The following is a 12,469-nucleotide window of genomic DNA, read 5'->3' on the forward strand; positions in this document are numbered from 1 at the left end:
GTCGGAGCCCGAAGCAAGACGTATTGCAACAATCGCTTCATTCCCCAAACGCTAGACTACGTTCACCGTCCCTTTGATCTCCTTGTCACCGGAATCAACGTCGTGCGGCCTGATACCGAGGGAAAGCTGATCCCCCTGCTTGATCGCGCTGGAAGACACAGGCACCACGTGCTCGCCAATTCAGGAGAGGAGATGCGCACTTCACCTCCCCTTATATCTTCGACTATGACGTCGACGAAATCATCCGCGGGGCGCTGATGAAACCAACCAAGCAGTTGGCAGGCCGGTGGTATAGATCAAGCGGTGAACCCACCTGCTGAACAACGCCATGATCCATGACAACGATTTTGTCGGCCAGCGTCATCGCCTCAACCTAATCATGGGTCACATAGACGATGGTGGTATCGAACTCGCGATGCAGCCGCGCCAAGTCCAGTCTCATGTCGCCCCGAAGCGCTGCGTCGAGGTTGGAGAGGGGCTCATCAAACAGGAATACCTTCGGGTTGCGAACAATTGCGCGTCCAATCGCAACGCGCTGCCGCTGGCCGCCCCACAGCTGACCAGGTTTTCTGTCCAGCAGATGTTCCATCTGCAAAGTGAAACGCGCCGTCTTTGTGGACATACAGGCAAACTTTGCCTTTGCCCAAAGCGGATGAGTGTCCTTGTTCATGGCGCGATAGTCTTTCTGCCGTCGATCGAACCTGAGTATGAATGGTCTTTGCCAACGGTGCCAAATCCGGTCTTTGACCGGCTGCGTCGAGCGCTGACTAAGTATTGCTCCATCGTGATGGACGGCGAGCTCAGCCGGCGAGCTCCCCGTCGACGTCGGCTTGCCCCTTCTTGGTTCGACGCCTGCGAAACAAACTTTGTGTTCGATCTCGGGTGGTCCAATATGCCGAGGTCCAATCGAGAGGTCTCGGCTACGCCATTGAATCGCGGAAGAGGACTTAGCGCCAAGTACAGCGCCGAACCTCGTGGGGACATGGTATGGCCACGACTTTCGGTGCTTTCTTCCATCTAGGTCTTTAATTTAAGCCTGTTCGAAGCGAAGAGGTGGACCCCGCCTGTTGCTGTAGCGCTCTAGAGCAGCGCCAGGATGATGGCGATCAAGCTGCCGGCCAGCACGAAATAGGATCCGCTCACCGGCGCCATAAAGAAGCGGACGTGGGGTGTTCGGATTGATCCCGGTGTTGATGGTCGTCGTTGCCAGAAAGCCGAAGCCGACAATCAGGCCGAAAACGAGCGCATTGCCGATGCCGTCGATGCTGGTGGCGGCCATCACCTGCGCCATGGAGATCGCCAAAATGAGATTGCAGATCAGCGGACCGACGATGAAGATCGGAGCGAATGCTGCCGGCTTGCCCTCGCGGCCAAGTGCTTTGGCATAGACCTTGCCGAAAAGGGCGGTGAACCAGACGGCGCCCAGAGCCTGGGAAATGATGGTGGCGGCGATGAAGCCGATCCAGTTGATCTGGCCGAAAACGTTGAACATTTTGTCTCATCTTTCCAAAAACGAAGGGGAGTGGCGGCCCGGCAGGAACCGGGCCTATTGCAATCAAGCCGGGTAGGCGGGCACGTCCAGCACCCAGGTCACGCCGAATTTGTCCTTGAGCATGCCGTAAAGCTTGGCCCATCCGGACTGCGCCAAAGGCTGGATGATCGTTGCGTCTTCGCTCAGCTTTTTCCAATAGGCCGCAATTTCGTCGATATCGCCGCCACGTACGGATACGAAGAACGGTTTTTTGCCCGCATCGAACGGCTGCTCGGGCGGCACGTCGAAGGCCATCACCGAAAAGCCTTCCGGCGAACTGACCTGACCCCAGCTGACCAGGTCGGCGACCGAGGCCTCGAGCGTGCCATAAGCCTGGGCATGGGTGACAAGCGCGAGGTCTCCCCCGAAGACGGTTTGATAAAAGCTCAGCGCGTCCCGCGCCTGGCCATTGAAGTTGATATGAGCGACGGTTTGGATTGCCATTTTGGTTTTCCTTTCAAAACTACGATGAGTACGGTATAAGGCAGCCCAACTGACAATTTCCGACAGTTGGAAACTTGGCCCGATCAGATCGGCTTTTCCGCCTCTTGCAGCTCATGCGGCAGATGCCGCCACCGCTGACCGCCGAGCGGCTGGCGGAAGCAATGGAAGTCTCGCAACGCTCGCTTTACCGGGATATCGACAGCCTTCGGGCCGCGGGGGCGCAGATCGATGGCGAGCGCGGCTATGGCTATCGGCTTGTCGAGGACATCGCGTTGCCGCCGCAAACCTTTACCCGCGAGGAAATGGAGGTCATCGCGCTCGGGCTGTCGGAGGTAAAGGCGATGCGCGACCCGGCCATGTCGGTTGCCGCCGATGCGGTGCTCTCAAAGGTCGCCGCGACCCTTCCCAGCGGCCGTGACCAGCAATTGCTGCACGCCATCTCGCGCGTTTATCGGCCAGACCGGCACATTCAAAGCCCGGCATTTCTCGATGTCGTCAGAGAGGCCTGCTGGCATGAATATGCGCTCGATATCGGCTATGCCGATGCTGCCGGCACAATCAGCGCGCGCACCATCTATCCATTGGCGATCATGTACACGGACCATACGCTGACCGCGCTTGCCTGGTGCTGCCTGCGCAACGATTATCGCATGTTCCGGCTGGACCGGCTGCGTGAGGCCCGTCGCGGCACACAAAGCTTCAGGCCCCGGCGAGCCGCCATGTTGCGCGACTATATCGCCAAACTCGATGCCAGCGCCGCGCGTGAGCCGGCGCAAATCTGACCAATTCAGCAGCAAGCCAGGCAGTGGAGCCCCCGGACGTCGAGCACTGGATAACCGCCTGAGCCCGGGACTGGGAACTTCGCGTGCTTCTGCGACGGAATTTCGAGGAAAGCCTGCTTATCGAGCTTGCGATCACACAACGGTCAGTCCGCTCCCGGCCCCTTAAGGGCCCCCTTTAGCAGGTTTGCGGGGCTGGGGACATTTTTGGCGCTGTGGAACGACGCCGGCCATGGAGTGGTTTGCCTTGATCGTTCTCCGATGGCCGATAGTGGCCGAAGGAGACTGAAAATGGGTATCTCACGGTAGGACCCCGCCGCCAGAGGTCGGCTGGGGAGGAAACGCTGGCCGGCAAGGCGCTCAATGTCCGGCAGATCTGGGCAATCCGTTTTTTTTGAGGGGCGCATGCGCGACAGAGCGTTGTTTGATCTGGCCGTCGACAGCAAGCTGCGCGGTAGCGATCCTGTCAAGCTCAAGATTGGCGAACTGGTGGGCGGTCTGACATGCGAATCAGGTCTCTACTGTTCAACAAGAGACTGTCCGACCAGTGCAGTTCGAGATCAAGAGCGACGCCGAACGAGTTTACTGGCGTGGCTCGAAAGACGAGGGGGCTCGGTATAGGACTTAGCGTTTCCTATCCGGGTGGATCCAAACGATCACCTGAGCACGAGGAAATATGCCCGATTGATGGATGAGTGGGTTACCGCCATCGGTCTTCGTAAGGAGGAATATGGCAGGAATTCGCTCCGGCGTACCAAGGCTTCGCTCCTCTATTAGGCGACGGTCAACCTCCGTACCTGCAATCCTGCTTGGCCATACCAAGATCGCGTATACGGTTCGATATCGGGACTTCGATGTTGACGACGCGCTGGAGTTGGCGGAATCAAGCGAAGTCTAGTGATCAGCGACCCCACCATGGGTGGGGCCGCACCTGAAGAGGGTCTCGCGCTGACGTGTTGATGCGCACCACAAGCGCCTAAGGCGACGTCACAAGCTCGAACCAGGCGTCGAGGAAGTTGCTGCGCTTTATTGAGTCGAGATAGACGAGCAGCTCCGGGCCGAGCGCGATCTTCTGGTCCTCGATCTCGACGATCTCCGACCGCCGATTGCCCCAAAGAACCGTCGAGACTACGGCCTGGCCTGAAGGGGAAAGTAGATATTCGGCGACAGTGGCGGCGGCGCCCGACCGAGCGGCTTGCGGTACGAATACCGTCCATGGAAGACCAAGGGCATACTCTTCCGGAACAACAACGGCATAGGGCTGTGCAGTGGCGCCGGCAACGGCCTCGGATAGCGGCACATTGTAGGCGAGGTCTATATCTCCACGCCGCAGTGCTTCGACGAGTTCGTCACTAGTGTTGTAGATGCGCGCCTGTGCTGTTCCGAACGAGGCGGCCAGCCGCCAATATAGCGGCGAGCGCAGACTGTCCTGGGATGCCAAGGCGTAAGAGACCGCATCAACGCCGACATTAACGATGCCGGCACGCCGGAACAGCTCGCGATTTGTTTCCAGCGCCTGCGCAAGCTCAAGGCGCTGCGCCACGATGTTTCCGAGCCTGATTGTATTGCGAGCGGCGCTATGTCGAGATTAGCGGCCAGGCCCTCATTGCTGATCGCAACAGCGATGTCGGGAGCGGCCATGATGACGAGATCGACGTCTAGAGGAGCACGGGCCGAGAGACGGGCGGCCACCTGTGCGCTGCGCGCCTGTTGTCGCCCGCGATTTTGGCATCACCATGCCACCGATCTACGGCGTCGGTGGCATTCTTGTCGTGTTCTCTTTGAAGTTCTATCCGTTCGTCTACCTGATGGTTTCGGGCGCGCTGGCGAACATCAACCGCTCGCTCGAGGAGGCAGCGGAAGGCCTTGGACTGACCCCAGTTCAACGCGTCTTCAAAATCTCGTTTCCGATGGTGTTTCCGGCCCTATCGGCAGGTGGATTGCTGGCGCTGATCCAGTCGATTGCCGATTTCGGTACGCCGCGGCTCCTGGGACGCGGGTTCAACGTGCTGGCGATGGAGGCATACACGCTCTATTCGGCCGAAGTCGGCTACCGCGAAGTGGATCAGCGCAGGCATGCTGGCGACGACGCTTTGTGCCTGCCCGATACCTCCAAGCGTTGCCACTCCAGCAGCAATTGCAGCATCGCCGACAGGCAAGAACTCATCATCGTCAATAAGGATCGGCACTTCGAACTCTACCCATTGCCGCTCGTCACCAACCATAACAGGCGCGCCTTCTCGAACAGTAGGTCGGTCGGGCCAGCGAATGTCCTCCGCGAGGTGAAGCGCTGTGCATCGATTGAAGCCCACTCCAATCAGCACAACTTTTGCGTTTATGTGAAAAAGCACACCCGACGGCGATGTCGGTCCCAGGGGATCGCTCAACTCGTGACGGGCAGTGATTTCGTCTGCGTGTCGGCCCCAAGCTGACACAGAGGTAGTCGGGTGGGCGCTGCGCCGACTTTTGGGCCATTTGCGGAATACTTCGGCGACAGCTCCCATACCCTGAGTGGGAGTAATCGCAACGTCATAGGCGGGCATTGTTGAACGAATAATCTCGACCCATGCCTGGGGTACGGGCGGTTGCCCCCAGTTCGCAGGATCCGTAAGCCCATTGGAATGGCGGGAATGGCTATGGTGCCGCCCGGCCCGACAGCGTCGAGCAAAGACTGCACGACGGCGACCGGTCCTCCGCTGACCCAGCCAAGCGACTGAAGCGAACTTGCACGAGCAGCACGTCGCCTTGTCGAATGCCCAACTCCCACAGGTCGCGTTGTAGGCTTTCCCTTGTGGCGGGAGTCTTCGTGCGCTCAATGAGGCTTGCTTCGTCCACTGGTAAGTCCCGGTTCCACTATCGATAGAAGACAGAGAAGGTGTCGCTGCCATTCGATGGCAGGTTTGCGGCATAGTAATCTGATCAGCGAACGGCCGAAATGTGGTCGATAACGGCCCGACATTTTTGGGGTGGTGAGCAAAATGGCCGGTCCTGGCAACTAAGCTTTCAGATCAGACATCAAGCGACGCAGGTTCGATTGCGGAGCATATTCGGCTCCGCATAGGTCTTAAGCTTGAAAAGCGGAGTTGAACGGTCGCTTCGTACTCTTACCCCACACACCCGCTTTCCGCAGCTTTAGCAAGCTCGTGGAAGCCGTCTCTCCACAAGGGGCGTCATGTCCCTGGCCCACTTGGCGACCGAGGTCAGGAATAAAAGAACCGGCTAGCTAAACTAAGAATAATAAAGATTGACTGATACAAGTCGCCCCATTAGCGTTGCCCCTTGCAGGTCATGAGGCAAGGGAGGAAATCATGAATCCAGCTAAGCGCGCGACTTTTCGGAGGTATGGGACCAGCCTACTAAGTGTGGCGCTTGCGGCGGGGCTGATGCTGTCAGGCGCATCATTCCCCGTTCAGGCTGACGCAGCCGAGGGCCCTGAGGGTTCGGCGCTGGGGAGCGAGCTGGCAGAAGGTGAAGTATTGGTGTCCGAAGAGCGCTGCGAGCGCAATCGGTCAGTGGGCACAATCACCTATGTGGCCGGTTACGGCTATTCCGCGAGCGCCGGCCAGATGGACGTCATTTTGGCGGAGGAAATGGGCTACTTCGACGCCCTGTGCCTTGATGTCGAAATCAATGCCGGCGGTGCGAACGGCCAGCAGCTTGTGGCGTCTGGCCGTGCCCAATTTACCGAATTGGGGTCGGCGTCGGATGTCATGCTGGCGGCTTCGAACAGCGAGAACATTACCGCGATCGCAACCTATGGCACGACGTCGCCATTTTCCATCTTTGCTCAGGATAGTATCGAGAGCTTGAGCGAGCTCGAAGGCAGACGTCTCGGTTACTACATCAACATCATCCCGATGGCATTGGCGATGCTCGACGCAGCCGGTGTGGATCTCTCCTCGATCGAACTGATCAAGATGACCAGCTACGATCCGACGGTCGTGCCCCGCGGGCAGATCGAAGCCATTGTCGGATATGCCTCCAACCAACCACAAACGCTGCGGCTGAAGGGGTTCACCTTCAGTGAGTTCTTCCCAGCAGAATTCGGTCTGGATGGCACATACAATGTCATGGAAGTCAATTCCGAGTTCCTGCGAGACCATCGTGAAGTCGCTGCAGACTTCATGCGGGCCTCTCTCCGGGTCCTTCACCATTGCCTCGAGAACGAGACTGAATGCGTGAACCTCGTCAGCGATATTGCGGCCGAAAACAATCAGGGTGCTGCCTTTCCGCATGAGCAGCAGAAGGTGACCTGGGCCGTAGAATCGGAATGGGTTCGCGGCAGTGACAAGCCGGTTGGTGTTCACGCCCCGGCCGACTGGGAAACCGAATACGATCTGGTCGAGCGCTACGGCAACGTTACCTCGCTCCCGCCACTGGAAACCATGATGGATTCCGAACTCGTTTCTTCGCTCTATCGCGACGGCGAACTGATCTGGCCGGGCGAATAGGTGGACGAAATGCAGTCTGGAATATCAAGCGCTGCCACCCAGTTGGTCAGCGAAGAGGTTGGCGTTGAGGTCAGTCACGTAACGAAAGGGTTTGGTCCCGAAGGGGCCAAACTTGTCGTCCTCAACGATGTGAGCTTTTCGATCAAGCGAGGAGAATTCGTCTCCGTCATCGGCCCCAGCGGGTGCGGAAAGTCGACGCTTTTGCGGCTGGTTGCTGGACTCACCGAGGCCGACCACGGCACGGTGACCGTGCACGGCGAAGCTATTCGCACGGCAACTCGACATAAATCGGTTGGCCTTGTTCCGCAGTCACCAGCGCTTCTTCCATGGCGCACCGTGCACGACAATGTTTCGCTGCCGATCCGGGTGAACAGCAAGGCGAATGTCGACAGGAGGCTGCGCGATCCGCGTCAGATTCTATCGTCATTTGGTCTCGGCCACGCCGTCGACAAGTATCCATTTCAGCTCTCGGGTGGGATGCAGCAGCGGGTCGCGATTGCGCGCGCGTTTGTGTTCGATCCGATGGTGCTACTCATGGACGAGCCGTTCTCGGCGCTGGACGAAATGAACCGTGACCAGCAGCGGATGGGCCTCCTCGAATTCTGGCAGTCCAACCGTAAGTCCGTAATGTTTGTGACGCACTCGGTTCCCGAGGCGATCATTCTGTCGGACCGGATCGTGGTCATGGCGGCGCATCCCGGACGGATCGCCGAGATCATCGACGTGGACCTGCCTCGTCCCCGTGACGAGAATGTCTACGCAACTGACGCTTTCCGCGATCTTGAGGGATACGTCCGCAACTCGCTCAAGTCCGTGATGGCACCGGGGCAAGCCGCCTAGACCTGCCCGCAGAGAGGATCCGATGAGCAATTCAGAACTACAAAGCCGTGCTTCGGCTGGCGTCATTGCGCCTGGCTCAGCTTCAATGAACTGGGTCAGGAGCGCAAAGTCGCATCTTGCGGCCTGGGGGCCGCCCATCGTCACTTTCGCCATCGTTGCCGTTATCTGGCAGCTCCTGGCACTGGGCAATCCGTATGTCTTGCCAACCCTGGATGCCGTTGGCTCCAACATCGTGTCTAACCCGGGTATGTACTGGCAGAACTTCCTGGTCACCGCCCAAGAGATTGCGATCGGCGCCGGGGCCGGCATCCTCGCAGGCTTCGTGCTCGCGGTCTTGATGGCCGAGTTGCCGATCCTGGAACGCGCGATGATGCCGCTTATGGTGACGATCATGGTCACGCCGGTCGTGGCCATCGCGCCGGCGCTGGTGGTGGCGTTCGGCTTCGGCATGGCGCCCAAGTACATAGTGACCGGGCTGGTCGTGTTTTTCCCCATGCTGGTCAATTCCTTGGCCGGTCTGAAGTCTGTCGACGCCCGCGCGCATGATGTCCTGAAAACGCTTCATGCCAGCCGGTGGGAGATTTTCAGGGAACTGAGATTTCCCGGCTCCATGCCGTTCTTCTTCGCCGGCTTGCGTATTGCCTTTCCACTTTCCGTGGTCGGCGCAGCCGTCGCCGAGTTCGCCGCCGCCGGGCAGCAGGCCGGACTTGGCTCACTGCTCACGATTGCAGCCGCGCAAGCGAACCTGCCCGTCACCTGGGCGTGCATCGCACTCTTGTGCCTTACGGGCGTCCTGTTGGTCGCTGTGCTCGCCGTCATCCGCAGATACGTCCTTTGGTGGAGTGAGGACGGCGCTTAACCGCGCTGCCACCGTCCGCCGCAGCGACCAAAATTGGCTACACAAGGAATACAGCCGTGAAACAACTTCGCCTCGGACTTTTTGAAAACGCCCAAGCCAACGATTCCGGCACGGCAACATGGCGGCACAAGGGCAACAAGCGCGATCATTTTGACCGCATGGAATACTGGAAGAATGTCGCAAAAATCTGCGAAGACGCGTCCCTCGACTTCCTGTTCTTGGCCGATGCCTGGGGCTGGTCTGAAGTCGATGGTGAACGCCCCGAGATTTGTTCGGTTGAAGCGCTGGACTTGCCCCGGCTCGACCCTGCGACAGTGGCTGCCGCCCTGCTGGAATGCACCGATAAACTCGGGCTCGTCTTCACCAGCTCCACACTTGTAGAACCGCCCTACGCCTTTGCGCGGCGCGTCGCTACTCTTGACCATCTGTCGGAAGGGCGCATCGGCTGGAATGTGGTGACGACCGGAACAGCGGAAACGGCGACGGCCGCATTTGGCATCCCCATGGTCAACCATGACGAACGCTATGACATGGCCGAAGACTATATGCAGCTGATCTATAAGCTGCTGGAGGGCTCTTGGGAGCCGGACGCGCTGGAGCGCGACAAGCAGGGTCGTTTCGCCGATCCGAACAAGGTTCATCGGATCACCCATGACGGCCCGTATTTCCGCTCAAACGGCTATGGCAATACCTCCTATTCGCCGCAGGGCACGCCGGTATTGTTTCAGGCCGGCCTGTCTACCAAAGGACGCGAATTCGGGGGGCGGCATGGAGAGTGCATCTTCCTCGGCGGCGGACCGGTCGACAAACTCGCAGAACAGGTGCGCCTGATCCGGGAAGAAGCGGCTAAAGCGGGCCGGTCGCCTGAATCCATCAAGCTTATGAGCGCCTTCTCATGCGTTGTAGGCGATACCGAGGAAGAGGCTGAGGCGAAGTACAAAGAGGTCCTCGACTCTCAAAACCCTGAGGTCACTGTGGCCTCGTATGCGATGTATACCGGCTTGGATCTGTCGGCCTATGCACCCGATACTCCGATGAGCGAAATGAAGACCGAGCTCTCCAAAACGCAGCTTGAGCGTTTCAAGGACAAAACCGTCGGCGACATACTCGAAAACTGGCATGCACACGGCGTACGTCCTAGCCCGGTGGTGGGGACGGCCGAGAGGATTGCCGATGCAATGTGCGATCTGGCCGAGCAGACCGATCTGGACGGGTTCCTGCTCACGCCGGTCACGCAGCCCGGTACGACCATCGACTTCGTGACAAAGGTCCTGCCGATCCTGCGCGAGCGTGGTGCTGCTGCTTCGGGGTACTCCGATGGCACGCTGCGCGAGAGGCTGATCGGGTCGAGCCAGCCCACACTGCCCTCTGACCATCCCGGTGCAGCGTATCGTAAGCACGGGGAGCACTCCGGCATAGTAGCGGCTGAATAATGACTAAAGTTGCGGTTGTCGGGAGCATCAATCTTGACGTCGTGGTGCGTTTGGCGCGCCGACCTGAACCCGGTGAGACCGTGATGGGACAATGGGTCGGCCGCTTTCCAGGTGGCAAGGGCATGAACCAGGCGGTGGCCGCACACCGCTCCGGTGCCGTCACCCGGTTTTGTGGGCAGGTCGGAGCCGATCCGGATGGAACGTTCTTGCGCGATGCGCTCGTTACAGCGGGTTTAAGCGACGCCGACCTGCTCAGCGATCCAAATTTGCCCTCCGGCACCGCCCAAATTGCGGCTTTGCCGGGGGGTGAGAATTCCATCGTCGTCGTGCCCGGGGCCAACCTCGGGCTGAGCACTGAGAGAGCCGTGGCGTGCCTTGAGAACGCCGCTGTCGTGTTGGTGCAGATGGAAATCGACCCAGGCGTGGTAGCTGCCGTTCTGGCCGCTGCGCGTGATCGCGGCATCGCGACGGTGTTAAATGCCGCCCCTGCAACAGAGGTGGGTGATGCGCTTTTGTCCCTGGTCGACGTCTTGATCGTCAATGAGACTGAGCTTGCGGACCTTGGAGGTCTCGAACGGGTCCTGCGCCGCGGCCCCACGCACGTCGTTGTGACGCTTGGCGGGGACGGGGCGTATTGCGCGTCTTTGGATGCACGGCGCAAAGACGTTTCAGCGTTCGTTGTCGATGTCTTAGATACGACCGGGGCGGGCGATGCGTTTTGCGGGGTCTTTGCGGCCAGCATTGCGCAGAACCTCGAGATCGACGAAGCCCTGAAAAGGGCCTCTGCGGCGGGCGCGATTACGGCGTCTGCAATGGGGGCGCAAGACCCGTCGCTCAGCGCGGCGGCAATTCGAGAGTTGATTGATGGAGGTGAGTGCGCCTAGGCCCTACCGCCGTGTCGAATGGCGCCGGTCCGGCATATTGGGCGTTTCACCGGCGAAGAAATATTCGCCATCCTTGATCCGCCCCAGCAGGGTGAGTGTCCATTGTTTCTCGCCCTGGAGGCGGGCGCTTGAGAGCTCGAATATCTCGCGCACGTAAACCGGCGTGGTTTTGGACTGCGCGACATCCGCAACATTGAAGCCATTGGTTTTGATGCGCGCGTCGATCTCGGTCAGCCGGTGTTCGAGGGCGGAGATGATTTCCTTGCGTGAGAGGGCGTACATGAAGGAGACAAGCATGGTTGCCGAGACGGTGTCGAACGGTTCGACGTTCCAGATCGATTGCCGAAGCAGGCGCAGGAACTCCACCTCGCCTTCCTCGGTGACAGAATAAGTGGTGCGTTCAGGGCGGTTGCCCTCGGTCTCGGTGCCATCCTCGAGCAGATAGCCGTCTTTCTTGAGCGTGCGCAGCGCGTTGTAGATCGATCCCGCATGCATGTTCGCCCATTCGTCCACATGCCATGTCATGAGTTCCCGACGCACGAAATACCCATGAACCGGCTGGAATTGGTGTACGGCACCCAGAACGATCAAGCGTGTGGCGTGTCGGGACGAATTGGACATATGGCGATCTCCACGACCTTGAATAATCAACTATGACCCCTTGACCCTCACGGCGCAATCGTGGACTACTTGAATAGTAAAACTAAACTATTCAAGGAGCAGGCTGACCTATGACCCTTGTTCAAGCCGATCGTTTGGGTGCGGCATCGTCCCCTGAGACCCTGCGCCGCGCGTTTTCGCTTTATCCCACAGGCGTGACTGCCGTGTGTGCTATGGTTGACGGCGAGCCTGTTGGTATGGCGATCAACTCCTTTACATCGATCTCGCTCGACCCGCCTTTGGCTGCCGTCTCCATCGCCAATTCTTCGACTACATGGCCAAAGCTGAAATCCGCGACTTCTCTAGGCATCAGCGTTCTGAGCAAAGACCAGAATGCCATGTGCCGCCAGTTGTCGTCGAGATCGACCAGCCGTTTTGAGGGCGTCGACTTGCGTACGACCGAGGCAGGCGCCGTTCTGATCGAGGGGGCAGCGCTGTGGCTGGAATGTCGTTACTGGGAAACCTTTGACGGCGGCGATCACGTGGTCGAACTGCTCAAGATTGAGCGCTGCGAGGATTTTCCTGAGGTAGTGCCCTTGGTGTTCTACCTCAGTCAATTCCATGACCTTGCTCTGCCGACGTGAGCCT

Annotated in this window: 11 protein-coding genes and 3 pseudogenes; 8 read left to right on the forward strand and 6 right to left on the reverse strand. The window is 59.1% G+C overall.

Features of this window, described 5'->3' with window-relative positions; all coding sequences use genetic code 11:
- Window positions 1-241 precede the first annotated feature (241 nt).
- The 3 genes and pseudogenes from IE127_RS00005 to IE127_RS00015 all read right to left on the reverse strand — a co-directional run.
- Window positions 242-640: pseudogene (locus IE127_RS00005) on the reverse strand (ABC transporter ATP-binding protein); the annotation flags it as partial.
- Window positions 641-1,030: 390 nt separating this feature from the next.
- Window positions 1,031-1,492, reverse strand: a complete 462-nt coding sequence (locus IE127_RS00010; protein ID WP_210310388.1) for a DUF1761 domain-containing protein — start codon at window positions 1,490-1,492, stop codon at window positions 1,031-1,033.
- Window positions 1,493-1,555: 63 nt separating this feature from the next.
- Window positions 1,556-1,975: a VOC family protein gene (locus IE127_RS00015; RefSeq protein WP_189422252.1), complete on the reverse strand. Its 420-nt coding sequence runs from the start codon at window positions 1,973-1,975 to the stop codon at window positions 1,556-1,558.
- Between the two features lie 74 nt (window positions 1,976-2,049).
- Between IE127_RS00015 and IE127_RS00020 the strand changes: the two genes are divergently transcribed.
- The gene (locus tag IE127_RS00020) at window positions 2,050-2,757 is read left to right on the forward strand and encodes a helix-turn-helix transcriptional regulator (RefSeq protein ID WP_189422254.1); all 708 of its coding nucleotides are present in this window, start codon (window positions 2,050-2,052) and stop codon (window positions 2,755-2,757) included.
- A gap of 973 nt (window positions 2,758-3,730) precedes the next feature.
- Here IE127_RS00020 and IE127_RS00025 read toward each other — a convergent pair.
- Window positions 3,731-4,297, reverse strand: a complete 567-nt coding sequence (locus IE127_RS00025; protein WP_189422256.1) for a type 2 periplasmic-binding domain-containing protein — start codon at window positions 4,295-4,297, stop codon at window positions 3,731-3,733.
- A gap of 193 nt (window positions 4,298-4,490) precedes the next feature.
- Between IE127_RS00025 and IE127_RS19875 the strand changes: the two are divergent.
- Window positions 4,491-4,775: pseudogene (locus IE127_RS19875) on the forward strand (ABC transporter permease subunit); the annotation flags it as partial.
- On the opposite strand, the pseudogene IE127_RS19880 reads toward IE127_RS19875, so the two are convergent.
- Window positions 4,680-5,521: pseudogene (locus IE127_RS19880) on the reverse strand (AAC(3) family N-acetyltransferase). The pseudogenes IE127_RS19875 and IE127_RS19880 sit on opposite strands and share 96 nt — an antisense overlap.
- A gap of 541 nt (window positions 5,522-6,062) precedes the next feature.
- On the opposite strand from IE127_RS19880, the gene IE127_RS00035 reads away from it, so the two are divergent.
- Genes IE127_RS00035 through IE127_RS00055 form a run of 5 tightly spaced genes read left to right on the forward strand, consistent with a single transcriptional unit; the run spans window position 6,063 to window position 11,221 of the window.
- Entirely contained in the window at window positions 6,063-7,205 is a 1,143-nt protein-coding gene (locus IE127_RS00035) for an ABC transporter substrate-binding protein (RefSeq protein ID WP_189422258.1), read from the forward strand.
- A gap of 9 nt (window positions 7,206-7,214) precedes the next feature.
- Window positions 7,215-8,045: an ABC transporter ATP-binding protein gene (locus tag IE127_RS00040; protein ID WP_189422260.1), complete on the forward strand. Its 831-nt coding sequence runs from the start codon at window positions 7,215-7,217 to the stop codon at window positions 8,043-8,045.
- Window positions 8,046-8,067: 22 nt separating this feature from the next.
- On the forward strand, window positions 8,068-8,904 hold the full coding sequence (locus IE127_RS00045) for an ABC transporter permease (RefSeq protein WP_189422262.1): 837 nt from the start codon (window positions 8,068-8,070) through the stop codon (window positions 8,902-8,904).
- 56 nt (window positions 8,905-8,960) lie between these two features.
- On the forward strand, window positions 8,961-10,337 hold the full coding sequence (locus tag IE127_RS00050; protein ID WP_189422264.1) for an NtaA/DmoA family FMN-dependent monooxygenase: 1,377 nt from the start codon (window positions 8,961-8,963) through the stop codon (window positions 10,335-10,337).
- Window positions 10,337-11,221: a ribokinase gene (locus IE127_RS00055; RefSeq protein WP_189422266.1), complete on the forward strand. Its 885-nt coding sequence runs from the start codon at window positions 10,337-10,339 to the stop codon at window positions 11,219-11,221. The genes IE127_RS00050 and IE127_RS00055 overlap by 1 nt, the downstream gene beginning before the upstream one ends.
- A gap of 3 nt (window positions 11,222-11,224) precedes the next feature.
- Here the strand turns inward: IE127_RS00055 and IE127_RS00060 are convergent, their stop codons facing one another.
- Window positions 11,225-11,842 (reverse strand): PadR family transcriptional regulator, encoded by a 618-nt coding sequence (locus tag IE127_RS00060; RefSeq protein WP_189422268.1) that lies wholly within the window; start codon window positions 11,840-11,842, stop codon window positions 11,225-11,227.
- Between the two features lie 110 nt (window positions 11,843-11,952).
- Between IE127_RS00060 and IE127_RS00065 the strand changes: the two genes are divergently transcribed.
- Complete coding sequence (locus tag IE127_RS00065) at window positions 11,953-12,465, forward strand: flavin reductase family protein (protein ID WP_189422270.1); 513 nt, start codon at window positions 11,953-11,955, stop codon at window positions 12,463-12,465.
- Window positions 12,466-12,469 lie beyond the last annotated feature (4 nt).

The organism is Devosia pacifica, assembly GCF_014652635.1.
Lineage (GTDB): Bacteria > Pseudomonadota > Alphaproteobacteria > Rhizobiales > Devosiaceae > Devosia > Devosia pacifica.

Bases quoted from the DNA above. Each gene is read 5' to 3' on its own strand.
- IE127_RS00045 (WP_189422262.1), top strand. From the start codon at position 8,068: ATGAGCAATTCAGAACTACAAAGCCGTGCTTCGGCTGGCGTCATTGCG.
- IE127_RS00015 (WP_189422252.1), bottom strand. From the start codon at position 1,975: ATGGCAATCCAAACCGTCGCTCATATCAACTTCAATGGCCAGGCGCGG.
- IE127_RS00035 (WP_189422258.1), top strand. From the start codon at position 6,063: ATGAATCCAGCTAAGCGCGCGACTTTTCGGAGGTATGGGACCAGCCTA.
- IE127_RS00055 (WP_189422266.1), top strand. From the start codon at position 10,337: ATGACTAAAGTTGCGGTTGTCGGGAGCATCAATCTTGACGTCGTGGTG.
- IE127_RS00040 (WP_189422260.1), top strand. From the start codon at position 7,215: ATGCAGTCTGGAATATCAAGCGCTGCCACCCAGTTGGTCAGCGAAGAG.
- IE127_RS00065 (WP_189422270.1), top strand. From the start codon at position 11,953: ATGACCCTTGTTCAAGCCGATCGTTTGGGTGCGGCATCGTCCCCTGAG.
- IE127_RS00060 (WP_189422268.1), bottom strand. From the start codon at position 11,842: ATGTCCAATTCGTCCCGACACGCCACACGCTTGATCGTTCTGGGTGCC.
- IE127_RS00010 (WP_210310388.1), bottom strand. From the start codon at position 1,492: ATGTTCAACGTTTTCGGCCAGATCAACTGGATCGGCTTCATCGCCGCC.